We start from the raw sequence: 22,319 nt of genomic DNA on the forward strand, positions 1-22,319 counted from the left end.
GCTTCTCCTCATCCGTCCAAAGTCGCTTCGTCCGACGCGCCACGCCATCACCATAGTGTCCACTATCGATGGTGGACACTATCCGCCTCTCTCACCACGCGGCAGGGCGGTCAGGCCGGACGCTTACGTTCCCCATGCCCGCCTACTGGATCGGCCACGTTACCGTCTCGGACCCTACCGCCTATGAGGACTACCGGCAGGCCAATGCCGTGGCCTTTGCCAAATACGGGGCCAAATTCCTGGTGCGCCGCGGGGCGCAGGAGGTGGTGGAGGGCACCGTTCGCCCCCGCACCGTTGTGATCGAATTTGCCGATCTGGCCACCGCGCAGGCCTGTTACCATAGCCCCGAGTATCAGGCCGCCAAGGCCAAGCGCGATGGGGTGTCGCTGGCGGATCTGTGCATTGTCGAAGGGTATGCGATGGGTGGGTGAATCACCCACCCTACGGATGCTGTAGGGTGGGCGGTTCTGCGCCTTGGCGCGGGTTCGCCCACCGCCCCGTCACCCAACCGGCGCCCAGATCACGTCGTCAATCCTTGGCGCGCCGGTCGCCAGCATCACCAGCCGGTCGAAGCCGAGCGCAATGCCCGAGGCCTCGGGCATCAGCGTGAGCGCCGCCAGAAAGCTCTCGTCGATCGGATAGCGCTCGCCGTAAATGCGCTCCTTCTCGTCCATCTCGGCCTGAAACCGCCGCCGCTGCTCCTCGGCATTGGTCAGCTCGCCAAAGCCGTTGGCCAACTCCACCCCGCAGGCATAGACCTCGAAGCGCTCGGCCTCGCGCGGCTCACCCTCACAGGCACGGGCAAGGGCAGCCTCGGCGGCGGGATAGCGGTCAAGGATCGTCACCCGACCGAGCCCCAGATGCGGCTCCACCTTTTCCGACAGGATGCGCGAGAAGATGTCGGACCAGACATCATCGGCGGCGACCTTCACCCCCGCCGCTACGGCCTGCGCGGCCAAGGCCTCGCGGTCGCTCGCCACGCCGTCGAGCGTGGCCAGCAGGTCGATCCCGGCATGGGCGCGGAAGGCCTCGGCGACCGAGATCCGTTCGGGCTCCAGCGCGGGGTCGCAGACCACCTCGCGGTGGCGCAGCGGCCCGGCCAATCGCAGAAGCGCCAGCGTGTCGGCCATCAGGACGGAATAATCCTCACCCACGCGATACCATTCCAGCATGGTAAATTCCGGGGAATGCCGCGCGCCGCGCTCGCGGTTGCGCCAGACATGGGCGAAACTGAAGATCCGCCGCTCGCCTGCCGCCAGCAGCTTTTTCATGGCGAATTCTGGGCTGGTGTGCAGATACATCCGGCGGGCCAGCCCGTCATTGCCGATCGCGTTGACCCCCATGGCATGCAGATGCGTCTCGTTGCCGGGGGAAAGCTGCAAGGCCGAAGGATCGACCTCCAGAAAATCCCGCACGCCCAGCCAATCGCGGATGCCGGCCTGCAGGCGGTTCCGCGCCAGCAGCGCCGGGCGGCGGTCGGCATGGCGGCGGGGGTGCCACCATTCATCGGACCAGTCGGCGGTCATGTCGGCTTTCATCTGGCAAAACCTGAAAATCTGCGTTAAGGGCAGCGCCATCCCGCCGCCCGGATTTCTTCGGGCCGCTTTGGCACAGCCGCGAAACGGAAACAAGAAACCATGGTCAAAGTCATCGCCTCGTCCTTGCGCAAGGGCAATATCGTTGAACTCGACGGCCGGCTTTATGCCGTGCTGAAGTCGGAAAACTTCCACCCCGGCAAGGGCACGCCGACCACCAGCGTCGACATGCGCCGCATTTCGGACGGGGTGAAGGTGGCCGAACGCTGGCGCACCACCGAAATGGTGGAAAAGGCCACCGTGGACGAGCGCGAATACGACTTCCTCTATGAGGACGGCGAGGGCTTCCACTTCATGAACCCCGAAACCTATGAGCAGGTGGCGGTGTCGCATGACGTCGTCGGCGACGACAAGGCGCTCTTGACCGACGGGATGAAGTGCTTCCTGCGCACCTATGAGGGCGTGGCGATCTCGATCGAACTGCCGCAGAAGGTGGTGGTGGAAATCGCCGAGACCGAGCCGGTGGTGAAGGGCCAGACCGCCTCGTCGAGCTACAAGCCCGCCGTGCTGACCAACGGCCTGCGCGTTCTGGTGCCGCCGCATATCGGTGCCGGCACCCGGATCGTCATCAACACCGAAGACCTGTCCTATCAGGGCCGCGAAAAGGACTGATCCTTTCGCGCAAGGCGTTACCGGGCGGGCCGAAGGGTCCGCCCTTTGCATTCGGGGGGTGCCCATGCTGTCCTATCAACACATCTACCACGCCGGAAATCTGGCCGATGTGCAGAAGCACGCGCTTCTGGCCTGGATGCTCGACTACCTGACGCAAAAGGACAAACCCTTGAGCTATATCGAGACCCACGCCGGGCGCGGGCTTTACGATCTGGGCTCCGAGGAGGCGCTGAAGACCGGCGAGGCGCGGGCGGGGATTGATCTGGCCGAGGGCTGGTTTCCGGGCGATCACCCCTATATGCAGCGGCTGGCCGAAACCCGCGCCATGTTCGGGGCAAATGCCTATCCCGGCTCGCCCTTGATCGCGGCCCTGGGCCTGCGCGAGACCGACAGCCTGCATCTGGCCGAACTCCACCCGCAGGAGAACGCCGCGCTTCAGGCCCATCTCGGGCCATGGGGGGCGCACATCCAGAAGCGCGACGGCTATGAGATGGCCCTCGCCTTGACGCCCCCCACCCCGCGCCGCGGGCTGTTGCTGATCGACCCGTCCTATGAGGTGAAGGACGAATATGCCCAGATCCCCAAGGTGATGGGGCAGATTGCGAAGAAATGGAATGTCGGGATTCTGGCGCTGTGGTATCCGATCCTGCAATCGGGCGCGCATGTCGCCATGCTGGAGGCGCTGACGGCGCAGTTCGCGCAAGCCTTCCGCCACGAGCTGCGCTTTCCCCCGGTGCGCGAGGGCCACAAGATGATCGGCACCGGCATGTTCATCGTCAACCCTCCCTACGGGATCGAGACCGAAGCCGCCCGCCTGACGGCCTGTTTTCCGAAGTAAGGGGGGCGCTGCCCCCGCCGGCTTTGGGTCCCAAAGCCGCCTCCCCCGGGATATTTGCACCACATTGAAGGCAAGACGCGGGGCTTTCCATGTGCGCCGCCTGCGCTTATCGTGGCGGGCATGTTAAACTTGATCTCCCGCCTGTTCGCCCCCGCCCCCGAAGCCCTGCCCGGATCGGATGCCGATCTGGCCCTGGCAGCCCTTCTGGTGCGGGTTGCCAAGACCGACAACTTCTACGCCTTTCAGGAGGTCGAGCGCATTGACCGCATCCTGATGGCCCGCCACGGGCTTGGCGCCTTCGAGGCCGCCGCGATGCGGGCCGAGGCCGAGAAGCTGGAAGCCGAGGCCCCCGATACTGTACGCTTCACCCGCGCCCTGAAGGCGGCGGTGCCGCTTGAAGACCGCAAGGCGCTGGCGGTGGCGCTTTGGGAAGTGGCGCTGTCGGATGGCCAGCGCGACGCGGGCGAGGACAACGAGTTGCGGGTCCTGAGCCGGCTTCTGGGCCTGACCGATGTGGAATCGGCCCAGGCGCGGCATGTGGCGGCGCAGCCATGATCGCCTCGCTTGGCATGTATGACCGCGCGGAGACCATGGCGGCGAATGATCGGCTCTGGGCCTTGGTGCGCGAGGGCCTGCGCGCCCGCGGCCTTGCCGCGCCCGAGGCGCTGACCCGCGGCGCGGGGGCCTATTGGCAGGCTTGGGAAGACCCCACGCTGGTTCTGTCGCAGACCTGCGGCTTTCCCTACCGGGCAAGGCTGCATGACAAGGTCGCGCTGGTGGCCTCGCCCGATTACGGGCTGCCGGATTGCCCGCCGGGCTATTATTGTTCGGTCTTTGTCGCCCGCGCCGACGATGCCCGCACCCTGCCCGAGTTCCGCGCGGCCCGCTTTGCCTTCAACGAGGGGCTGAGCCAGTCGGGCTGGGCCGCGCCGCAGAACCATGCGGCGAGCATGGGGTTCCACTTTGCCGCCAGCCTTGAGACCGGGTCGCACCGCGGCTCGGCGCTCGCCGTGGCCGAGGGCCGCGCCGACCTGGCCTGTCTCGATGCGCTGACCTGGACGATGCTGCAGCGCTGGGAGCCGGCGGTGGCCGGGCTGCGCGAGGTTGCCCGCACCGCGCCGACGCCGGCCCTGCCCTATATCGCGGCCAAGGGCGCGGACACCGGGGCGACCTTTGCCGCGCTGGCGGACGCAGTGGCGGCGCTGTCGCCCGGGGAGCGCGAGACGCTCTCGCTCCGGGGTGTGGTGCGAATCGCCGCCGAGCGCTATCTCGCGGTGCCGATCCCGCCCTCGCCTGAGCAGATTGCACAGTCGGGCTGACCGTTTTGGTGGTTCGACCCAGCGGAAAGCGCAGAAATGCCGTTGCAATGCGGGTTATTCTGCGCCCTATTTGATCAATCTTCGAACCCACAAGGCCATCATGACCGCAGAAAACCCGCCCGTTATCGAAATCCGCGACCTGCACAAAAGCTATGGCCAGCTTGAGGTCCTGAAAGGCGTCGATCTGGTGGCCGAGAAGGGCCATGTGGTGTCGCTGATCGGCTCGTCCGGGTCGGGCAAGTCGACGCTCCTGCGCTGCTGCAACCTTCTTGAGGAAAGCCAGCAGGGCGAGATCAAGTTCGAGGGCGAGGCGGTGCGCTGGCGCGGTGAGGGGCATAACCGCCACCCGGCCGACCGCGCGCAGGTCACGCGGATGCGCACCAACCTGTCGATGGTGTTCCAGCAATTCAATCTCTGGGCGCACATGACCATCTTGCAAAACGTCATGGAAGCGCCGGTGACGGTGCTGAAGCGCGACCCGAAAGAGGTCGAGGAGAAGGCGCGGCATTACCTTGCCAAGGTCGGTATTGCCGACAAGGCCGATGCCTGGCCGGCGATGCTGTCGGGCGGCCAGCAGCAGCGCGCCGCCATCGCGCGGGCGCTGTGCATGGAGCCGCGGGCGCTGTTGTTCGACGAGCCGACCTCGGCGCTCGACCCCGAGCTGGAGCAGGAAGTGGTCAAGGTCATCAAGGCGCTGGCCGACGAGGGCCGCACCATGATCCTTGTCACCCATGACATGAAGCTCGCGGCCGACGTGTCGGACCATGTGATCTTCCTGCACAAGGGCAAGATCGAGGAGGAAGGGCCTCCCGCCCGGCTGTTCGGCAATCCGCAGACCGACCGGTTGCGCGGCTTCTTGTCGGCCACGGCGGCCTGAGATGGCGTGCAGCGGGGCGATTGCGGCGGCGGGGCTGGCCCTGACCCTTGCGGCGGGCGAGCCGGTGATCTTTGCCACCGAGGCCCCGTTCCCGCCCTATACGATCCTGACGGAAGCCGGCGAGATCGCAGGATTTGAGCGCGAGGTCGGCGATGAGGTCTGCGCCCGCGCCCGGCTGAGATGTGTCTGGCAGAACGTGCAGTTCGACCGGCTGGTGCCGGGGGTGATGGCGGGCGAGTTCGACGTGATCCTGGGCGGCTTTGCCGTGACGCCCGAGCGTATGGCGCTGGTGGACTTCACGCTTCCCTATAACGAATCCAGCGACATCGACGTGCTTTATGGTCGCAGCGATGCACCGGCCCCGGCCGCGGCGCGGGTGGCCGTGCAATCCGGCACCATTCAGGAAGCCCATGCCCGCAAGATGGGCTGGGACGTGCAGGCTTTTGGCACCCCCGCGGCGGCGCTGGACGCGGTCAGGCAGGGCCGGGCCGACCTCGCGTTCGGCGCCTTTGACACCGAGGCCGCCGCGCTGCCCGATCTCCAGCCGCTTTACGAAGAAGAGGTGCCCGACATGGGTACCGCCATGGCCGTCTGCCGCGGCAATGCCGGGCTGTTGACCCAGCTCGACGCGGCGCTGCAGGCCATGCTCGATGATGGCACCATTGACGAGATAACCGCGCGGTGGCTTTAGTCACTGATCGGAAGCGCGAAAAGACGACAACCGAAACCAACAACCCAACGGGGAGACTACAATGAAAAAACTGCTTCTTGCCACTGCTCTGGCCGGCCTTGCCGGTGCTGCCATGGCGCAGGACGTCGTGCGTCTTGGCACCGAGGGCGCCTACCCTCCCTACAACTTCATCAATGATGCCGGTGAAGTCGCGGGCTTTGAGCGCGAGTTTGGCGACGAGCTTTGCAAGCGCGCCGGCCTGACCTGCGAATGGGTCACCAACGCCTGGGACTCGATCATCCCGAACCTGCAGTCGGGCAACTATGACGTCATCATTGCCGGCATGTCGATCACCGACGAGCGCGAAGAGGTCATCGACTTCAGCCAGGGCTACCTGCCGCCGACCCAGTCGGCCTATCTGGCTGCCGCGGCGGATGTTGATCTGAAATCCGGCCCGGTCGCGGCGCAGACCGGCACCATCCAGGCCGGCTATGTCGCCGAGCAGGGCATGACGCTGGTGGAATATGCCACCCCGGAGGAAACCATCGCCGCCGTCAAGAACGGCGAGGCGGTGGCGGTGTTCGCCGACAAGGACTACCTCGTGCCGATGGCCGCTGAATCGGGCGGCGCGCTGGTGCTCTTGGCCGAGGAAGTCGCCCTGGGTGGCGGCGTCGGCCTTGGCTTCCGCGACAGCGACGATGATCTGCGCGGCAAGTTCGACGCGGCGATCAAGTCGATGAAGTGCGACGGCACGCTGGATGCGATGATCGTCAAGGAAGAATACTTCGGCGCCGCCGCTCTGGTCTGGGGTGATGCCGGCAAGGAAGGCTGCTGACCTGACACCGGCCGGGGCGGCGTTGCGCGCGCCCCGGCCCTTTCCCCTCGCGTTTCGTCGCAAGCGGCCCTCCGGGCGCCCGGCGTTGAAACCCCTGCCCTTCCGCGGCCCCCCGCCTGCAAGGACAAACCGATGTTTGCATTCTGCGCCGATCCCAAGGCTATCGAGGGGCTGAGCTGGCTTGCCTGCTATCTCACCTCCTCAAAACACCTTGCCTTTTACTGGTCCTTCGGGACCGTGCTCTTGCTGCTGGCCATCACTGCGCCGATTGCGCTTGGCTTCGGTTTCGGCGGCGCCACCATGGCGCGCTCGCCCGTCGCTCCGGCACGGATCTTCGGCAAGGCCTATATCGCCATGGTGCGCGGCATCCCCGACATCGTGTTCTTCATGTTCTTCGTGATCGCGCTCGATCAGGGTGTGGAATATGTGAAAAGCCTTGCGGTCTGTTCCGATCCGGCCTGGCCCTGGCAGGGGCTGGAATTCCGGGTCTGCAAGGAGGCCAAGGTGCCGCTGGCGACCTCGGATGCCTTCTGGCATGACGCCTATGGCTTCACGCTGGCGGTGGTGACCTTTGCGCTGGTCTTTGGCGCCTTTGTCGCCAATGTGCTCTACGGCGCCATGCAGGCGGTGCCGCGGGCGCAACTGGAAACCGCCGAAGCCTATGGCATGAACCATGGTCAGGTGTTCTGGCGCGTTTTGGTGCCGCAGATGTGGGTCTTTGCCCTGCCCGGCCTGTCGAACCTGTGGATGATCCTCATCAAGTCCACCCCCTTGCTGTTCCTGCTGGGGGTGGAGGACATCGTCTATTACGCCCGCGAACTGGGCGGGTCGAAGACCCAGGCCTATGAATACCCCCACCCCGACTGGCGGCTGTGGTATTTCGTGGCGCTGCTGTGTTTCTACCTCTTGATGACCAAGGCCTCCGAAGGCGTTCTGGGCCGGCTTGCGGCACGGCTGTCCAAAGGGCAGGCCACCGCCGCCGGCGAAGCAATGAGAAAGGCCGCAGCATGACCATGACCTGCTGGGAAACCGTTCAGGCCTATGGCCTGCGCTCGCTGGGCTATGGCGAGAACCTGCTGCCCAAGACCGATTTCACGCTCTGCCAGCATTTCACGCTGATCGGGTCGGGCATGATCTGGAACGTCTATTTCGGGGCTCTGGCGCTGATGTTCGGCTTCTTTCTCGCCAATGTGCTGGCGCTGGCCAAGGCGGCGCATTCGCCCTGGCTGCGCAAGCCGGCGGAGTGGTTCATCTTCGTGTTCCGCGGCTCGCCCTTGTTCATCCAGTTCTTCATCGCCTATGAAACGCTGGTCCTCTTGCCGCGCGCCGGGGTCGAGATCTTCGGCCTGACTGTGGCGACCAGCTGGATGACCAAGGCCTGGGCCGGGGCGCTGTTCGTCCTGTTCCTCAACACCGCCGCCTATGCCGCCGAGATCTTCTACGGCGCGCTGCGCTCGATCCCCAAGGGCGATCTGGAGGCGGCCGAGGCCTATGGAATCACCGGCTGGCAGAAGTTCCGCCGCATCCAGTGGCCGACCATGCTGCGGCTGGGCTGGCCGGCCTATACCAACGAGGCGATCTTCCTGTTTCATGCCACGACGCTGGTGTTCTTCGCCAGCTTCCCGGCCTTCCGGCAGATGGGCGACGCGCTCTATTATGCCAACTACTTCGCGGACAAGACCTTTAACCCCTTCATCCCCTATCCGATCGTCGGCTTCTACTTCATCCTGCTGACGCTTTTCGTGACCTGGGCCTTTGGCCGGGTGAACCGCCACCTCAACCGCCACCTGCCGCAAAACCTGAAAAGCAGAATCCGCTTGCGTCCGAACCTGATCCGGTAGTATCCTGAATTTGATCAAATTAAGGTCGGGCCGCAATGGCCCCCTTGCGTTGATACAAACAGGGAAAGGATCAAGGGCATGATCCGTAACCTGCCTGCCGGGCCAAGGGGGTCTGGCGCGGGTGTTCATGGCCCTTCCTGAACGCGAAATGATGAAAGACTGGCTGAGAAAGCACCCCGACGTCCGCACCATCCGGGTGGCGGCGGCGGATTTGAATGGTCAAGCCCGCGGCAAACGAGTGCCCGCACGCTTTGCCGACAAGGTCGTGAAGGACGGAACCCGCTTCCCCTTCTCGGTCCTCAATCTCGACATCTGGGGCGAGGATATCGACGACAGCCCGCTGGTGTTCGAACAGGGCGACCAGGATGGTGTGCTGAAACCCACCGAGCGCGGCTTCATGCCGATGCCCTGGCTGGAAGCGCCGACCGCGCTTCTGCCGATCTGGATGTTCCGTGAAAACGGCACGCCTTATGAGGGCGACCCGCGCCATGCGCTGCGCGCCGTGGTCGACCGCTTCAAGGCCCGCGGCCTGACCCCGGTCTGCGCCATGGAGCTGGAATTCTTCCTGATCGACGACAGCGGCAAGACCATGCAGGTTCCGGCCTCGCCCCGCTCGGGCAAGCGCCGCAAGGCGGCCGAAACCCTGTCGATCCGCGCGCTGGATGCCTTCGACACCTTCTTCACCGACCTGTACGACGCCTGCGAGGCGATGGACATTCCGGCCGACACCACCACGTCGGAAACCGGGCTTGGCCAGTTCGAGGTGAACCTGATGCATTGCGACGACCCGCTTCGGGCCGCCGACGATGCCTGGCTCTTCAAGATGCTGGTCAAGGGTCTGGCGCGGCGCCACGGCTTTGCCGCCAGCTTCATGGCCAAGCCTTACCCGGAATATTCCGGCTCGGGCCTGCACACCCACTTCAGCCTGATCGACGACAAGGGCGACAACGTGTTCGACTCGGGCGGCCCGAAAGGCACCGCCATCATGCGCCATGCCGTTGCCGGCTGCCTGAACGCGATGAAGGATTCCGCGCTGATCTTCGCACCGCACCAGAACAGCTATGAGCGTCTGGTGCCGGGCAAGCACGCGCCGACCTCGATCGCCTGGGGCTATGAGAACCGCACTACGGCGCTGCGCATTCCGGCCGGCTCTACCTCGGCGCGGCGGATCGAGCATCGGGTGGCGGGGGGCGACGTGAACCCCTATCTGATGCTCGCCGCCATCCTTGGCGCGGCGCTGGACGGCATCGAGAACGAGATGGACCCGCCGACCCCGATCGTCGGCAACGCCTATGCGCTGGACGACCTGCCGCAGATTCCCGACACCTGGGAACATGCCATCGACGCGCTGGAGCAAAGCACCATCGTGCCGCGCTTCCTGCATCCCGAGATCATCAAGAACCTGATCTCTACCAAGCGGCAGGAATTGCACTATATTGGAGAGCTGACGGAACAGGAACGAGTTGAGCTTTACCTCGACACGGTCTGACGCCGGAATTCTGCAAAATTCCGGGCCGGGGTTTTCGCGAACTCCGGCCCGGTTTCCTGCAGGAAACCGCGGGGGACCGCATCTTTGATCAAATTTCGCAGTGCCCCCCCCTTGACCACCCCGGGGGGCCTTGCGCTAGGCTGGCACCACGGAAACCACGGACCTTTCATGCTGATCGGCATTCTGCAAACCGGGCTCGCGCCCGAGGCTCTCGCCCCTGCGATGGGCGATTATCCGGACATGTTTGCCAAGCTTCTGGCGGGTCACGGCTTTACCTTCCGCACCTACAAGGTGGTGGAAGGCGAGTTTCCCGCCTCGGTCACCGATTGCGACGGCTGGCTCATCACCGGCTCGCGCCATGGGGTCTATGAGGACCACGCCTGGATCCCGCCGCTGGAGCAATTCATCCGCGACAGTTTTGTCGCGCATGTGCCGATGGTCGGCGTCTGTTTCGGCCACCAGATCATCGCGCAGGCGATGGGCGGCAAGGTAGAGCGCTATGCCGGCGGCTGGGCCGTGGGCGCAACCGACTATGATTTCGGCGGCGAGAAGCTGACGCTGAACGCCTGGCACCGCGATCAGGTGACCGAGGCCCCGACCGCCGCCACGGTGATCGCCACCAACGATTTCTGCACCAACGCCGCCCTGCTTTACGATGACCGGGCGCTGACAGTGCAGGCCCATCCCGAGTTTCGTCCCGAATTCGTCGATGGTCTGATGAAGACCCGGGGCAAGGGGCTGGTTCCCGACGAGGTGATGGCAGAGGCCACCGCCAAGCTGGGTGCGCCTCTGCAAGACAAGACCATGGCCGCGCAGATCGCGGCTTTCTTCAAGGCCCCCCGGTCCTTGCAGGCGAAATCCGCCTGATCCTTGGGTCGGGATCAACCCAAACAAAAACATAGTGTGATTCATGTCCAAGTGGACCGACCAGCTGCCCGAGGCAGCCCGTGAATATATTGGCAACCGGCGTGTGGATGAGGTGGAATGCGTGATCGGCGACATTGCCGGCGTGGCGCGCGGCAAGGCGATGCCGGCGGCGAAATTTGCCAAGCAGACCAACTATTTCCTGCCCAACTCGATCTTCCTGCAAACCATCACCGGCGAATGGGCTGACAACCCGTTCGACGCCTTCACCGAGCCGGACATGATCCTGGAACCCGACTGGACGACGGCCACCGCCGCGCCCTGGACGGCGGATGTGACGTTGCAGGTCATCCACGACGCCAAGGACCAGATGGGCAATCTGGTGGGCTTTGCCCCGCGCAACGTGCTGCGCCGCATCGTCAAGCTTTACAACGATCAGGGCTGGACCCCGGTCGTCGCGCCCGAGATGGAGTTCTTCCTGACCGCCCGCAACATCGACCCGAACCAGCCGGTCATTCCGCCGATGGGCCGCACCGGCCGGCGCGCGGCGGGCAAGCAGGCCTATTCGCTCTCGGCGGTCGACGAATACGGCAAGGTCATCGACGACATCTATGATTTTGCCGAAGCGCAGGGCCTTGAAATCGACGGCATCCTGCAGGAAGGCGGCGCGGGCCAGATCGAGCTGAACCTCGCCCATGGCGACCCGGTGCGGCTGGCTGATGACGTGTTCTTCTTCAAGCGGCTGATCCGCGAGGCGGCCTTGCGGCATGATTGCTTTGCCACCTTCATGGCCAAACCGATCGCCGGAGAACCCGGCAGCGCCATGCACATTCATACCTCGGTGGTGGACAGCAAGACCGGCAAGAACCTGTTTTCCGGTCCGCGCGGCGTCGAGACCGAGGCCTTCCTGCATTTCATCGGCGGGTTGCAGCGCCACCTTGGCGCCGGGGTGGCGCTGTTCGCGCCCTATGTGAACAGCTATCGCCGCTACGTCCCCGACTTTGCCGCGCCGATCAATCTGGAATGGGGCCGCGACAACCGCACCACCGGCCTGCGCGTGCCGATCTCGACGCCCGCCGCGCGGCGGGTGGAAAACCGCCTGCCGGGGATGGATTGCAACCCCTATCTCGGCATCGCCGTGACGCTGGCCTGCGGTTATCTCGGCCTTGTCAACAAGACCGCGCCGCGGCCCGAGTTCTCGGGCAACGCCTATATCGACAGCGACGAGATTCCGACGACGCTGGGCGACGCGCTGGACCTTCTGGAAGAGGACAAGGCGCTGATCGAGGTGATGGGCGAGGATTTCATCAAGGTCTACGATTCAGTAAAGCGGAACGAATACAAGGAGTTCCAGCAGGTCATCAGCCCGTGGGAGCGTGAGCATCTCCTTCTGAACGTGTAAGGGGCGGCGATGAATCTTCTGCATGTGAATGACCGGGCGGGGGAATACCCCCCGTCCTGGTATGCCGCCACGCGGGCCGAATTCGCCCCCTGCCCCGCGCTCATGGGCGAGGTGCGGGCCGATGTCTGCGTAGTCGGCGCCGGCTATACCGGGCTGTCTGCGGCGCTGCATCTGGCAGAAAAGGGCTTTTCCGTCGTGGTGCTGGAGGCGCATCGCGTCGGCTTTGGCGCCTCGGGGCGCAATGGCGGGCAAGTCGGTTCGGGTCAGCGGCAGGATCAGGTCTGGCTGGAAAAGGCTGTGGGCCGCGAGGATGCCCACCGGATGTGGGATCTGGCCGAAGACGCCAAGGCGCTGGTCAAGGATCTGATCGCCCGCCACGCCATGCCCGTGACCTTCCATCCCGGTGTCGCCCACGCCTGCTGGTCTGAGGCCGAAGTGCGCGACACCCATGCCTATGCCGAAAAGCTGCACCGCGACTATGGCTATGACCAGCTTGAGCCCCTGGACCGCGCAGGCATCCGGGCGTTGATCGGATCGAAGGTCTACAAGGGCGGCGAGGTGGACCGCGGCGCGGGCCATGTGCATCCGTTGAACTATGCCATCGGGCTGGCCGAGGCCGCGCAGAAGGCGGGAGCGGTAATCCACGAGGCCTCGGAAGTGCTGCGGCTGGAAAGTGGCGCAAAGCCCGTGGTTCACACCGCCCAAGGCCGGGTGATCTGCGATCAGGTGATTTTGGCGGCCAACGGCTATCTCGGCGATCTGGAGCCGAAGGTTGCGGCAAAAGTCATGCCGATCAACAACTTCATCGTCGCGACTGAGCCTCTCGGCGCGCGGGCGGCAGAGATCCTGTCCGAACCCGTCGCAGTGGCTGATACCAAGTTCGTGGTGAATTACTGGCGGCTTTCGGAAGACAACCGCCTGCTGTTCGGCGGCGGCGAAAGCTATGGCTACCGCTTCCCCGACGTGATCCGCACTGTGTCGAAGCCGATGCTCGAGGTCTACCCGCAGCTCGCCGATGCCCGCATCGACTATGCCTGGGGCGGCACGCTGGCGATCACCCTGAACCGCATGCCCTGCTTCACCCGGCCCACGGCGAATGTGATGTCGGCTTCGGGCTATTCCGGACATGGCGTGGCGCTGGCCACCCTCGCCGGCAAGCTGATGGCCGAAGCGGTGGCCGGCAATGCCGCCGGCTTCGACCTGATGGCCAGCCTGCCGCAACCTCGCTTCCCCGGCGGAGCCACCCTGCGCTGGCCGCTTCTGGTGCTGGCGATGACGTGGTACTCGCTGCGCGACCGGCTGGGTCTGTGATCCTGCCCTTTCATACTGGTGCAAATATCCAAAGCGGAATGCGGGCATTCCGCGTCGCCGAAGGCTCCTGCGGCCGGGGACGGGAGCCTCCGGCGGGGATATTTTTGCCAGTATGAAAGGCCGCAAGAGAAGAAACACGCGCGGGAAATTGCCGAGGGGAGTGAATTGTCACTGGCCTGTCACCTCGCAAGGCTTTAAAGATTTCCTGAAGAAGAGTTTCAGGAAAGCTTCATATGTCCGCAGACGGTCAGACCCTCGCCCCCAATGTCTATGACGCCGAACCGATCCCCGCGGCGGCCCGCGCCGAGATTGACCGGCTGCTCGCCTCGGGCGACCTGTTCCGCTACACCGCGCCGGAAGGCGCCCCGGTGGCGATCCTGGAGCAAGAGTTCGCCGATCTGATGGGGGCAAAATACGCCCTCGCCGTCGCTTCCTGTTCGGCCGCGCTTTTCCTGTCCTTGAAGGCGCTGGACCTGCCGCGCGGTGCGCGCGTGCTGATCCCGGCCTTCACCTTCGCCGCCGTGCCTTCGGCGGTGGTGCATGCCGATTGCGTGCCGGTTCTGGTCGAGGTCGGCGCGAATTACCGCGTCGACATGGCGGATTTCGAAGCCAAGCTTGGCGATGCGCAGGCGGTGATGATCAGCCACATGCGCGGCCATACCTCGGACATGGACGCGATCATGGCGCTGTGCGATGCGCGCGGCATCCCGGTGGTGGAAGATGCGGCGCATTCGCTGGGCACCGAATGGCATGGCCGCAAGATCGGCACGATCGGCAAGATCGGCTGCTTCTCGTTCCAGTCCTACAAGCTGGTGAACGCCGGCGAAGGCGGCATCCTGATTACCGATGACCCCGAGATTGCCGCGCGCTGCGTCATCATGTCGGGGGCCTACGAATCGAACTGGAAGAAGCATCCGGGCATGCAGAACAGCTACATGCTGTGGCAAAACAAGCTGCCGCTCTACAACATGCGGATGCAGAACCTTTCGGCCGCAGTGATCCGGCCGCAATTGCCGCTGGTCGCCGAACGGGTGGAGAAGGGCCGCAACGGCCATGACCGGGTGGCCGCCACGCTGAACACCTCCGCCCATCTGACGGTGCCGCCGGCCCTTGCCCCGGAAGACCGCGCGCCCGATTCCATCCAGTTCAACCTTGCCGGCGACTGGTCGGATGCCGAGGCTCTGGCCTTCCAGGCGGAGGCCAAGATGCGCGGCGTTTCGGTGCAGGTCTTCGGCCTGTCCGAAGGCAATGCCCGCGCCTTCTGGAACTGGGAGTTCCTCGGCCCGCAGCCCGATCTGCCGCAGACCCGCGCCATGCTGATGCGAGCCTGCGACGTGCGCCTGCCCACCCGGCTGACCGAAGGCGAGCTGGATTTCATCGCCACCGCCCTGGTCGCCGCCGCCGAAAGCGTGCGCGGCCGGATTGCGGCATAAATCCTGCGCGGGTGCGTGTTTTTCCTCTTGCGGCCGCCCGCGCCTTCCCCTATCTCACCGCCAACCGACAGGTATGCGGGCGTAGCTCAGGGGTAGAGCATAACCTTGCCAAGGTTAGGGTCGTGAGTTCGAATCTCATCGCCCGCTCCAGTCGGATCGCTTCAAAGGCCGCCTTCGGGCGGCCTTTTGCTTTGGCCCCGCCGCGCACAAATTCCCGCCGCTTTCCTCTTGCACCCGCCTGTGGCTTTGGCTAATACCCAGCCCACGGAGTGCGGGCGTAGCTCAGGGGTAGAGCATAACCTTGCCAAGGTTAGGGTCGTGAGTTCGAATCTCATCGCCCGCTCCAAAAACAAAAGGGCGTCCCTCGCGGGGCGCCCTTTGTGTTTTGCCCGCTTGTCCTGCCCGCCCCGCGGCTTTACCTTCGGCGCAAAACGACAAGGGCAGCGGGCATATGCGGCGGGCATTCATCACCGGCACGGCGGGGTTCATCGGCTTTCATCTGGCGAAGCTTCTGCTTGACGAAGGCTGGCAGGTGCATGGGCTGGACGGGATGACCAGCTATTACGACATCACGCTGAAACAGGCCCGGCTGGCGCTGTTGCAACAGAACCCGGGCTTCACCCAGACCGAAGCGATGCTGGAAGACGCCGAGGCGGTGATGCAGGCCGCCCGCGCCGCCCGTGCCGACGTCATCATCCACCTCGCCGCGCAGGCCGGCGTGCGCTACAGCCTTGAAGCGCCGCGCGCCTATATCGACAGCAACCTTGTCGGCACCTTCAACGTGATGGAGGCGGCACGCGAGCTGAAGGTCGGCCATCTCCTGATGGCCTCGACGAGTTCGGTCTATGGCGCGAACGAGGACATGCCGTTCCGCGAGACCGACAAGGCCGATCATCCGCTGACGATCTATGCCGCAACCAAGAAGGCGAACGAGGCGATGGGCCATGCCTATGCCCATATCCACGACCTGCCGGTCACCATGTTCCGCTTCTTCACCGTCTACGGCCCCTGGGGCCGCCCTGACATGGCGCCCTTCAAGTTCACCAGGGCGATTCTGGCCGGCGAGCCGATCGACATCTACAACAATGGCGAGATGTGGCGCGATTTCACCTATGTCACCGATCTGGTTCAGGGCATCGCCGGCCTGATCGAGGCCGTCCCCGCCCGTCCCGCCTCGCGCGCCGCGATTGCCGAAGGCGACAGCCTGTCGCCCGCCGCGCCGTTCCGCGTGGTCAACATCGGCAACGGCCAGAAGGTGCGGCTGATGGACTTCATCGAGGCGATCGAGCAGGCGACCGGCCGCAAGGCGATCCGCAACTACCTGCCGATGCAGACCGGTGACGTTCCCGCCACCTGGGCCGATGCGGGCCTTCTGCACAGCCTGACCGGCGGTTGCCCCTCGACCGATGTTCAAAGCGGCATCCGCGCCTTCGTCGACTGGTATCGCGGCTTCTACCGCGTCTGACTCCGCACTCCGCCCCTTGCGCCCCCCCGCCCTATCGACTAGAGACAGATCACCTCAAGGCGGCGGGTTGGCGGAGAGGTTACGCAGCGGATTGCAAATCCGTGAAGACCGGTTCGATTCCGGTACCCGCCTCCAATTCCCCTAAATCGCAGAGTTGCAACTCACTTTCTTAAGTCGCGACCCTTGTTTTCGTTGGGAACCTTGAGCCCGTGCGATCCTCGGCGGGAAGATTGCCGCGGGGACGCCACCACCGGCCTGACCGCAAGCGCCCCCCTCAGCCCGCCCCCACCTTGCCGGCAAGCAGGCCAAGCTGCACCTCGAACAGGCGCAGCCCTTCGGTCTGAAGCGCAAAGCCGCGGGACCCGAGGCTCCAGCGGATGGCCACGCCCTGCACCAGCGAGGTCAGCAGCACGGCGGCGTCGGGCGAGCGTACCGCGCTGCCGATTGCCCCCGCTGCGGCCATGTCGTCGATGGTATCGGCCAGATGGCCCTGAAAGCGCAGCAGAAGCCCGCGAAACCGGTCGCGCAGCGCGGCATTCTCGGCGTTCAGCTCCCGCGAATGCAGGATGGCAGGCAAGGCCGGGCAGGTTTCGATCTGCAGCAACTGGGCTGCGATCAGCGCGCGCAGGCGGTCCTGTGGCGTGGCCGCTTCCGCCAGCGCCTGAAGCCAGGCCGCTTCCAGCCGCTGGGCGACGACCTCGGCCACGGCCAGCCACAGCTCGGCCTTGGTCGGGAAATGCCGGAAGATTGCGGCCTGCGTGATGCCGATCTCGCGCGCAATGTCATTTGTGGTCAGCCGGTCCGGCCCGATCCGGTCGGCCAGACGCAAAAGCGCCCCGACAATTTCGGCCTTGCGGTCCTCGGCTGGCTTGCGGCTGGGCATCTGGTCCTCTTGTAAGTGAGTGAATACTAACTTACGCTGGGCAGAAATCAACGGGGGCGGCGCTGGGTCGCTGGTCTGCCGCCGTCGACCACAGAGCATGGGCCGCGCGCATGACCGAACCTGGCAAAGCTGACCTGCCCCTTGACCTTGCTGCCGAAAGCACGCCGCCGGCTTCGGGCCGGGGGTGGTTTCGCAAACGCTATCTTCTGGTGCTGCTGGTTCCGGTATTCATGTTCAGCGGCGCAGTTCTGGGGATGTATTTCCAGCCACCGGGATTGAAGAAGTTCTACGCGCTGACCGGGCTGCAACCCGGCGGCGGATCGGATGCCCCGATCGCGCTGCCCCCCGACATCGACCTGCCGCCGAAAATGGCCGAAACCATGCTGCCGACCGATGTGATCGGGCTGGCCCGGATGATGCCGCGCGGCGACATCTCGGTGGTGGCAGCGCCCTATGGCGCCGGCGATGCGCGGCTGGCCGAAATTCTGGTGGCCGTGGGCGACCGGGTGGAAAAGGGGGCGCTTCTGGCGCGGCTCGACAACCGGGTGGCGCTGGAAGGGGCGGTGCTGATGGCGGAGGCGAACCTTGCCGTGCGCGAGGCGACCCTGATGCAGACCCGCGCCGCCATAGCAGCCAGCCGCGACGAGGCACAGGCCGCGCTTGATCAGGCGGTGGCCAATGCCGCCGAGGCAGCGGCGACGCTGGCGCGCACCGAAGAGCTTTTCGCACGCGCCGTTGCGACGCAGGCCACGCTGGATGCGGTGCGCACCGCGGCAGAGGGGGCGAAGCTGGCGGTGGCGCGCGCCGACGCGACGCTGAAACGGTTCGCCTCCGTGGCACTGGACGATCAGCCCGACGTGATCGTTGCGACCCGCAATCTTGACGCCTCGCGCGCCGATCTGGCCCGGGCGCGGCTTGATCTCGCGCGGTCCGACGTGGTGGCCCCGATCGCCGGAACCATTCTCGAGATCAACGCCACGCCCGGCCAGCGCCCGCCGGCCGGAGGGATCATGGACATGGGCGACACCAGCCAGATGATGGCCGAGGTCGAGATCTGGCAAGACCGGATTGCCGCCGTCCACCCCGGCCAGCCGGTCGAGCTGGCCGCGGCAGCCCTTGGCACCACCTTGCAGGGCCGGGTGGAAAGCGTCGGCCTGACTGTCGGGCGGCAGGGGTTGATTTCCGACGATGCGGCAGAAAACAAGGACGCGCGGGTGATCCGCATTCAGGTGGCGCTTGATGCGCCCTCCTCGAAGATTGCCGCGCGTTTCACCAACCTCGAGGCGATTGCCCGCATCGACCCCACCGCCAAGGCCACGCCATGAGCCGGCTGTTGCAGGCGCTGTTCGGGCGGCTGCCGATCGGCTGGCTGCAACTGACGCACAACCGCACGCGCTTTGCCGCGGCCCTTGCCGGGGTGGCCTTTGCCAATGTGCTGGTCTTTGTCCAGCTTGGCATCATGAACGCGATGGGCACGGCGACACTGAAGCCCTACACCTTCTTTCAGGCCGACCTGATGATCTCGGCGGGCGATGCCAACGCCCTGTCGGAGGGCGGCAATGTCGCGCGGCAGTGGCTGCTGCAGGCCATGGCCGACCCGGACGTGGCCGACGGGGTGGGCCTGTTCGTGGGCAACGTGCCCTGGGACCGCGGCGACAAGGACATCAGCCTGACCACTTTCGGCGTCGATCCGGCGAAGCCCGGCTTCATGGTGCCCGACATCGCGGCGGACCTTGGCCTGCTGGAAGTGCAGGATGCCGCCCTGCTTGACCGGCTGGCCCGCGGCATCGGCAAGGAGGAAGCCGCCGCCATCCGGCCGCAGACGCCGCTCTCGTTTGAAACCCAGGGCCGCACGGTGACGGCCTATGCCAGCTTTACCGGCGGTGGCGGCTTTGGCGGCGATGGCTACATGCTGGTTTCGGACCAGACTTTCCTGTCGCTGTTTCCGGCCCGCACATCGACTGCGCCCGATCACATCCTGCTGGCCCTGCGCCCCGGCGCCGCGCCCGAGGCGGTGATCGCCCGGCTCAGGGCGTTGATCTCGGACCCCTCGCTGCGCATCCGCAGCTTTGCCGAGGCCGGACAGGAAGACCTGCGCTATCAGCAGACCAGACGCCCGACCGGCATCATCTTCGGCTTTGGCGTGCTGATCGGCGTGCTGGTCGGCCTTGTGATCGTCTATCAGGTGTTATCCACCGACGTGGCCGACCACTTGCGCGAATACGCGACCTTCAAGGCCATGGGCTATGGGCCGCGCTTCTTTCTGGGAATTGTCCTGGAAGAGGCGCTGGTGCTGGGCCTGTTCGGCTTTGTCCCCGGCCTGATCGTCGGCACCACCATCCTGACTGTGATGGGCAAGATCACCACCCTGCCCCTTGCCATGACGCCGGCAATGGCCATCGGCGTGTTTCTGGGCACGCTGCTGTTTTCGTCGCTGTCCGGCACCATCGCCACCCGCCGCCTTGCCGCCGCCGATCCGGCGGATCTGTTCTGAGGGGGCAAGGATGGACCCGGACACCCTTGTCGACGTGCGCGGGTTGAACCACTGGTTCGGCAGTGGCGAGGCGCGCAAGCAGGCGCTGTTCGAGGTGAGTTTCAGCCTGACGCGCGGCAGTTTCACCGCCTTGATGGGGCCGTCCGGTTCGGGCAAGACCACAGTCCTGACTCTGGTCGGGTGCCTTCGCGCGGTGCAGGACGGTTCGGTACGGCTTCTGGACCACGAGTTGAACGGCGCGACCGAGGCCGGGCTGGTGGCGCTGCGCCAGCGGCTGGGCTTCATCTTTCAGGGCCACAATCTGCATGAAAGCCTGACCGCGACGCAGAATGTGATGATGGGCGTACAGGTGCGCCGCGGAGTTCCCGATCCCCTTGCGCGGCAGGCGGCAAGTCATGCGCTTGGCCTTGTCGGTCTTGCCGATCGCGCCGGCTATCTGCCGGCCAATCTTTCGGGCGGGCAAAAACAGCGCGTGGCCGTGGCGCGCGCGCTGGTCGGCAACCCCGCGCTGGTGCTGGCCGACGAGCCGACTGCAGCGCTGGACAAGGACAGCGCCGCCGAGGTGGTGGATCTCTTGAAGCGCATGGGTCGGGCGCGCGGCACGACAACGCTGCTTGTCACCCATGACAACCGCATCCTTGACCGCGCCGACCGCATCCTGACCCTGCAGGACGGGCGCATCGCCCGCGATGAGGCACCGCGCGGCTGAGGTGCGGCCCACAGCAGCAATCCCTGCCTTGCGGAGAAATTGACAAAGGTTCGCGCATCACGCTCCATGGCTGCAACCATCCGCCCCGGCCCCGCCCCCAAAGCGCGCCAGCAAGGACTCTGGACCATGACCAAACCAACCCTGCGCATCGGCCTCATCGGCACCGGCTTCATGGGCAAGGCCCATGCCCTCGGCTTCACCTCGGCGCCCAGGATCTTTGATCTGGCCTTCGATCTGGAGCTGCATACCGTCGCCGATGTGACGGCCGAGGCGGCGGCGCGGGCGCAGGCGGGGTTTGGCTTTGCCCATGCCACGACCCGCTGGCAGGATATCATCGAAGACCCCGGCATCGACCTTGTGTCGATCACCGCCCCGAACGCCCTGCACAAGGAGATGGCGCTGGCGGCGATCCGGGCGGGCAAGCATGTCTATTGCGAAAAGCCGCTCGCGCCGCTTGCCGCCGATGCCCGGGAAATGGCCGGGGCGGCCGAAGCGGCGGGGGTGAAAACCCAAGTCGGGTTCAACTATCTGTGCAATCCGATGCTGGGCCTGGCGCGCGAGATGATTGCGGCGGGCGAACTGGGCGAGATCCGCGGCTATCGCGGCCTTCACTGCGAGGATTACATGGCCGACGCGACCAGCCCCTTCACCTTCCGCCATGACCCGGCGGGCGGCGGTGCGCTGGCCGATATCGGCAGCCATGCCCTTGCCACGGCGGAATTCCTTTGCGGTCCGATCACCCGTGTCATGGGCGATTGCCTTACCGTGATCGCCAGCCGTCCCGACGGCAAGGGCGGCAGCCGCGCGGTGGAGGTCGACGATCTGGGCCGCGCCTTCCTCAGGTTTGCAAACGGCGCCAGCGGCTCGATCGAAGGCAACTGGATCGCCACAGGGCGCAAGATGCAGCATGATTTCGAGATCTACGGCACGAAGGGCGCGCTTGCCTTCAGCCAGGAGCATTTCAACGTCCTGCATTACTTCAACACCGCGGATCCCAGGGGCCGACAGGGCTTCCGCCGCATCGAGGCCGGGCCGGACCACGCGCCCTATGGCCTGTTCTGCGTCGCCGCTGGCCATCAACTCGGCTTCAACGATCTGAAAGCGATCGAAGTTGCTGGCTTTGTGCAGGCCATCTCCGGCAGGACGCCCGAACCGTTCAACTTCCGCAAGGGCCTGCGCATCCAGACGCTGGTGGAGACCATCCAGACCTCCAGCCATGAGGGCCGCTGGCTGGAGGTGACCTGACCGAAAACGGCGGCCCCTTCGGCACAGGCCCGCCGACGGAGCCGGGCCGGACACCTGCCCGTCATCGCCATGTTACAGTGCAGCGCTACCATCTGAACCCGGCCTCGGCCCATGTGCCGACGCCGCTTCAGACTGGAGCCCCGACTGTGACCGCCGATGCCGACCGTATCGCCGCCCTGCCCGACCAGACCGCCGCGGCGGCCTTTGTCCATCTCGCCGACCAGCTGACTGCGGCGTTTCACGCCCATCTTCTGGCGCTGCTGGACGAGGACCACCCCGAACATGTCCACAAGGCGCGCGTCACGCTGCGTGCGCATTCCACGGAAGCTGGGCGCCTATTCCACGTGATCGTGGGCACTCGTTCCACGGCATCTTGGGCAGCTGTTCCACGCGAAGGTGGGCAGCTGGTTTGACCGACGGTTTCATGGAGTCAGGCT

General features: G+C 65.4%; 23 protein-coding genes and 3 tRNA genes. 24 read left to right on the forward strand and 2 right to left on the reverse strand.

What is annotated here, in order from left to right; all coding sequences use genetic code 11:
• Positions 1–134 precede the first annotated feature (134 nt).
• On the forward strand, positions 135–431 hold the full coding sequence (locus G4Z14_RS18035; protein ID WP_164628244.1) for a DUF1330 domain-containing protein: 297 nt from the start codon (positions 135–137) through the stop codon (positions 429–431).
• A 69-nt stretch (positions 432–500) separates the two neighbouring features.
• On the opposite strand, the gene epmA is transcribed toward G4Z14_RS18035, so the two are convergent.
• On the reverse strand, positions 501–1,538 hold the full coding sequence (gene epmA / locus G4Z14_RS18040; RefSeq protein ID WP_407703844.1) for an EF-P lysine aminoacylase EpmA: 1,038 nt from the start codon (positions 1,536–1,538) through the stop codon (positions 501–503).
• Positions 1,539–1,637: 99 nt separating this feature from the next.
• Between epmA and efp the strand changes: the two genes are divergently transcribed.
• From efp to G4Z14_RS18130, 18 genes are all read left to right on the forward strand, one after another.
• Positions 1,638–2,207 (forward strand): elongation factor P, encoded by a 570-nt coding sequence (gene efp, locus G4Z14_RS18045; RefSeq protein WP_164628246.1) that lies wholly within the window; start codon positions 1,638–1,640, stop codon positions 2,205–2,207.
• Between the two features lie 64 nt (positions 2,208–2,271).
• A complete protein-coding gene (locus G4Z14_RS18050; protein WP_164628247.1) occupies positions 2,272–3,045 on the forward strand; it encodes a 23S rRNA (adenine(2030)-N(6))-methyltransferase RlmJ in 774 nt (257 codons plus the stop codon).
• Between the two features lie 120 nt (positions 3,046–3,165).
• Positions 3,166–3,600 (forward strand): tellurite resistance TerB family protein, encoded by a 435-nt coding sequence (locus G4Z14_RS18055; RefSeq protein WP_164628249.1) that lies wholly within the window; start codon positions 3,166–3,168, stop codon positions 3,598–3,600.
• Complete coding sequence (locus tag G4Z14_RS18060; protein ID WP_164628251.1) at positions 3,597–4,364, forward strand: phosphate/phosphite/phosphonate ABC transporter substrate-binding protein; 768 nt, start codon at positions 3,597–3,599, stop codon at positions 4,362–4,364. The genes G4Z14_RS18055 and G4Z14_RS18060 overlap by 4 nt, the downstream gene beginning before the upstream one ends.
• 100 nt (positions 4,365–4,464) lie before the next feature.
• Positions 4,465–5,241 (forward strand): ABC transporter ATP-binding protein, encoded by a 777-nt coding sequence (locus G4Z14_RS18065; protein WP_164628253.1) that lies wholly within the window; start codon positions 4,465–4,467, stop codon positions 5,239–5,241.
• A 1-nt stretch (position 5,242) separates the two neighbouring features.
• The gene (locus G4Z14_RS18070; protein WP_164628255.1) at positions 5,243–5,932 is read left to right on the forward strand and encodes a substrate-binding periplasmic protein; all 690 of its coding nucleotides are present in this window, start codon (positions 5,243–5,245) and stop codon (positions 5,930–5,932) included.
• A gap of 61 nt (positions 5,933–5,993) precedes the next feature.
• Positions 5,994–6,746, forward strand: coding sequence for a transporter substrate-binding domain-containing protein (locus G4Z14_RS18075; protein ID WP_164628257.1), 753 nt, complete (start codon positions 5,994–5,996; stop codon positions 6,744–6,746).
• A gap of 132 nt (positions 6,747–6,878) precedes the next feature.
• The gene (locus tag G4Z14_RS18080) at positions 6,879–7,757 is read left to right on the forward strand and encodes an ABC transporter permease (RefSeq protein ID WP_164628259.1); all 879 of its coding nucleotides are present in this window, start codon (positions 6,879–6,881) and stop codon (positions 7,755–7,757) included.
• Between the two features lie 2 nt (positions 7,758–7,759).
• Positions 7,760–8,587, forward strand: coding sequence for an ABC transporter permease (locus G4Z14_RS18085; RefSeq protein WP_164628285.1), 828 nt, complete (start codon positions 7,760–7,762; stop codon positions 8,585–8,587).
• Between the two features lie 151 nt (positions 8,588–8,738).
• Positions 8,739–10,076, forward strand: a complete 1,338-nt coding sequence (locus G4Z14_RS18090; protein ID WP_164628288.1) for a glutamine synthetase family protein — start codon at positions 8,739–8,741, stop codon at positions 10,074–10,076.
• 168 nt (positions 10,077–10,244) lie between these two features.
• The gene (locus tag G4Z14_RS18095) at positions 10,245–10,943 is read left to right on the forward strand and encodes a type 1 glutamine amidotransferase (protein ID WP_164628261.1); all 699 of its coding nucleotides are present in this window, start codon (positions 10,245–10,247) and stop codon (positions 10,941–10,943) included.
• A 43-nt stretch (positions 10,944–10,986) separates the two neighbouring features.
• Entirely contained in the window at positions 10,987–12,342 is a 1,356-nt protein-coding gene (locus tag G4Z14_RS18100; RefSeq protein ID WP_164628263.1) for a glutamine synthetase family protein, read from the forward strand.
• A 9-nt stretch (positions 12,343–12,351) separates the two neighbouring features.
• A complete protein-coding gene (locus G4Z14_RS18105) occupies positions 12,352–13,653 on the forward strand; it encodes an NAD(P)/FAD-dependent oxidoreductase (protein ID WP_164628265.1) in 1,302 nt (433 codons plus the stop codon).
• Positions 13,654–13,886: 233 nt separating this feature from the next.
• Positions 13,887–15,086 (forward strand): DegT/DnrJ/EryC1/StrS family aminotransferase, encoded by a 1,200-nt coding sequence (locus tag G4Z14_RS18110; RefSeq protein WP_164628267.1) that lies wholly within the window; start codon positions 13,887–13,889, stop codon positions 15,084–15,086.
• Between the two features lie 75 nt (positions 15,087–15,161).
• Positions 15,162–15,236, forward strand: a tRNA-Gly gene (locus tag G4Z14_RS18115).
• Positions 15,237–15,357: 121 nt separating this feature from the next.
• Positions 15,358–15,432 (forward strand) — tRNA-Gly (locus G4Z14_RS18120).
• A gap of 105 nt (positions 15,433–15,537) precedes the next feature.
• Positions 15,538–16,551, forward strand: coding sequence for an NAD-dependent epimerase/dehydratase family protein (locus G4Z14_RS18125; RefSeq protein WP_164628269.1), 1,014 nt, complete (start codon positions 15,538–15,540; stop codon positions 16,549–16,551).
• 61 nt (positions 16,552–16,612) lie between these two features.
• Positions 16,613–16,686 (forward strand) — tRNA-Cys (locus tag G4Z14_RS18130).
• A 139-nt stretch (positions 16,687–16,825) separates the two neighbouring features.
• Here G4Z14_RS18130 and G4Z14_RS18135 read toward each other — a convergent pair.
• Positions 16,826–17,434: a TetR/AcrR family transcriptional regulator gene (locus tag G4Z14_RS18135; RefSeq protein WP_164628271.1), complete on the reverse strand. Its 609-nt coding sequence runs from the start codon at positions 17,432–17,434 to the stop codon at positions 16,826–16,828.
• 110 nt (positions 17,435–17,544) lie between these two features.
• Between G4Z14_RS18135 and G4Z14_RS18140 the strand changes: the two genes are divergently transcribed.
• The 5 genes from G4Z14_RS18140 to G4Z14_RS18160 all read left to right on the forward strand — a co-directional run bounded on the left by G4Z14_RS18140 (position 17,545) and on the right by G4Z14_RS18160 (position 22,295).
• Positions 17,545–18,759: an HlyD family efflux transporter periplasmic adaptor subunit gene (locus G4Z14_RS18140; protein WP_164628273.1), complete on the forward strand. Its 1,215-nt coding sequence runs from the start codon at positions 17,545–17,547 to the stop codon at positions 18,757–18,759.
• The gene (locus G4Z14_RS18145) at positions 18,756–19,928 is read left to right on the forward strand and encodes an FtsX-like permease family protein (protein ID WP_164628275.1); all 1,173 of its coding nucleotides are present in this window, start codon (positions 18,756–18,758) and stop codon (positions 19,926–19,928) included. The genes G4Z14_RS18140 and G4Z14_RS18145 overlap by 4 nt, the downstream gene beginning before the upstream one ends.
• A gap of 10 nt (positions 19,929–19,938) precedes the next feature.
• Positions 19,939–20,637, forward strand: coding sequence for an ATP-binding cassette domain-containing protein (locus G4Z14_RS18150; RefSeq protein ID WP_164628277.1), 699 nt, complete (start codon positions 19,939–19,941; stop codon positions 20,635–20,637).
• Between the two features lie 126 nt (positions 20,638–20,763).
• Positions 20,764–21,882: a Gfo/Idh/MocA family protein gene (locus tag G4Z14_RS18155; protein WP_164628279.1), complete on the forward strand. Its 1,119-nt coding sequence runs from the start codon at positions 20,764–20,766 to the stop codon at positions 21,880–21,882.
• Positions 21,883–21,959: 77 nt separating this feature from the next.
• On the forward strand, positions 21,960–22,295 hold the full coding sequence (locus tag G4Z14_RS18160) for a CYTH domain-containing protein (RefSeq protein WP_164628281.1): 336 nt from the start codon (positions 21,960–21,962) through the stop codon (positions 22,293–22,295).
• The last annotated feature ends 24 nt before the right edge of the window (positions 22,296–22,319 follow it).

This window comes from Tabrizicola oligotrophica (assembly GCF_011008935.1).
GTDB lineage: Bacteria > Pseudomonadota > Alphaproteobacteria > Rhodobacterales > Rhodobacteraceae > Tabrizicola_A > Tabrizicola_A oligotrophica.

Excerpts from the sequence above, each read along its gene's own strand:
- G4Z14_RS18035 (WP_164628244.1), top strand. The coding sequence starts at position 135 with ATGCCCGCCTACTGGATCGGCCACGTTACCGTCTCGGACCCTACCGCC.
- epmA (WP_407703844.1), bottom strand. The coding sequence starts at position 1,538 with ATGAAAGCCGACATGACCGCCGACTGGTCCGATGAATGGTGGCACCCC.
- efp (WP_164628246.1), top strand. The coding sequence starts at position 1,638 with ATGGTCAAAGTCATCGCCTCGTCCTTGCGCAAGGGCAATATCGTTGAA.
- G4Z14_RS18050 (WP_164628247.1), top strand. The coding sequence starts at position 2,272 with ATGCTGTCCTATCAACACATCTACCACGCCGGAAATCTGGCCGATGTG.
- G4Z14_RS18055 (WP_164628249.1), top strand. The coding sequence starts at position 3,166 with ATGTTAAACTTGATCTCCCGCCTGTTCGCCCCCGCCCCCGAAGCCCTG.
- G4Z14_RS18060 (WP_164628251.1), top strand. The coding sequence starts at position 3,597 with ATGATCGCCTCGCTTGGCATGTATGACCGCGCGGAGACCATGGCGGCG.
- G4Z14_RS18065 (WP_164628253.1), top strand. The coding sequence starts at position 4,465 with ATGACCGCAGAAAACCCGCCCGTTATCGAAATCCGCGACCTGCACAAA.
- G4Z14_RS18070 (WP_164628255.1), top strand. The coding sequence starts at position 5,243 with ATGGCGTGCAGCGGGGCGATTGCGGCGGCGGGGCTGGCCCTGACCCTT.
- G4Z14_RS18075 (WP_164628257.1), top strand. The coding sequence starts at position 5,994 with ATGAAAAAACTGCTTCTTGCCACTGCTCTGGCCGGCCTTGCCGGTGCT.
- G4Z14_RS18080 (WP_164628259.1), top strand. The coding sequence starts at position 6,879 with ATGTTTGCATTCTGCGCCGATCCCAAGGCTATCGAGGGGCTGAGCTGG.
- G4Z14_RS18085 (WP_164628285.1), top strand. The coding sequence starts at position 7,760 with ATGACCTGCTGGGAAACCGTTCAGGCCTATGGCCTGCGCTCGCTGGGC.
- G4Z14_RS18090 (WP_164628288.1), top strand. The coding sequence starts at position 8,739 with ATGAAAGACTGGCTGAGAAAGCACCCCGACGTCCGCACCATCCGGGTG.
- G4Z14_RS18095 (WP_164628261.1), top strand. The coding sequence starts at position 10,245 with ATGCTGATCGGCATTCTGCAAACCGGGCTCGCGCCCGAGGCTCTCGCC.
- G4Z14_RS18100 (WP_164628263.1), top strand. The coding sequence starts at position 10,987 with ATGTCCAAGTGGACCGACCAGCTGCCCGAGGCAGCCCGTGAATATATT.
- G4Z14_RS18105 (WP_164628265.1), top strand. The coding sequence starts at position 12,352 with ATGAATCTTCTGCATGTGAATGACCGGGCGGGGGAATACCCCCCGTCC.
- G4Z14_RS18110 (WP_164628267.1), top strand. The coding sequence starts at position 13,887 with ATGTCCGCAGACGGTCAGACCCTCGCCCCCAATGTCTATGACGCCGAA.
- G4Z14_RS18125 (WP_164628269.1), top strand. The coding sequence starts at position 15,538 with ATGCGGCGGGCATTCATCACCGGCACGGCGGGGTTCATCGGCTTTCAT.
- G4Z14_RS18135 (WP_164628271.1), bottom strand. The coding sequence starts at position 17,434 with ATGCCCAGCCGCAAGCCAGCCGAGGACCGCAAGGCCGAAATTGTCGGG.
- G4Z14_RS18140 (WP_164628273.1), top strand. The coding sequence starts at position 17,545 with ATGACCGAACCTGGCAAAGCTGACCTGCCCCTTGACCTTGCTGCCGAA.
- G4Z14_RS18145 (WP_164628275.1), top strand. The coding sequence starts at position 18,756 with ATGAGCCGGCTGTTGCAGGCGCTGTTCGGGCGGCTGCCGATCGGCTGG.
- G4Z14_RS18150 (WP_164628277.1), top strand. The coding sequence starts at position 19,939 with ATGGACCCGGACACCCTTGTCGACGTGCGCGGGTTGAACCACTGGTTC.
- G4Z14_RS18155 (WP_164628279.1), top strand. The coding sequence starts at position 20,764 with ATGACCAAACCAACCCTGCGCATCGGCCTCATCGGCACCGGCTTCATG.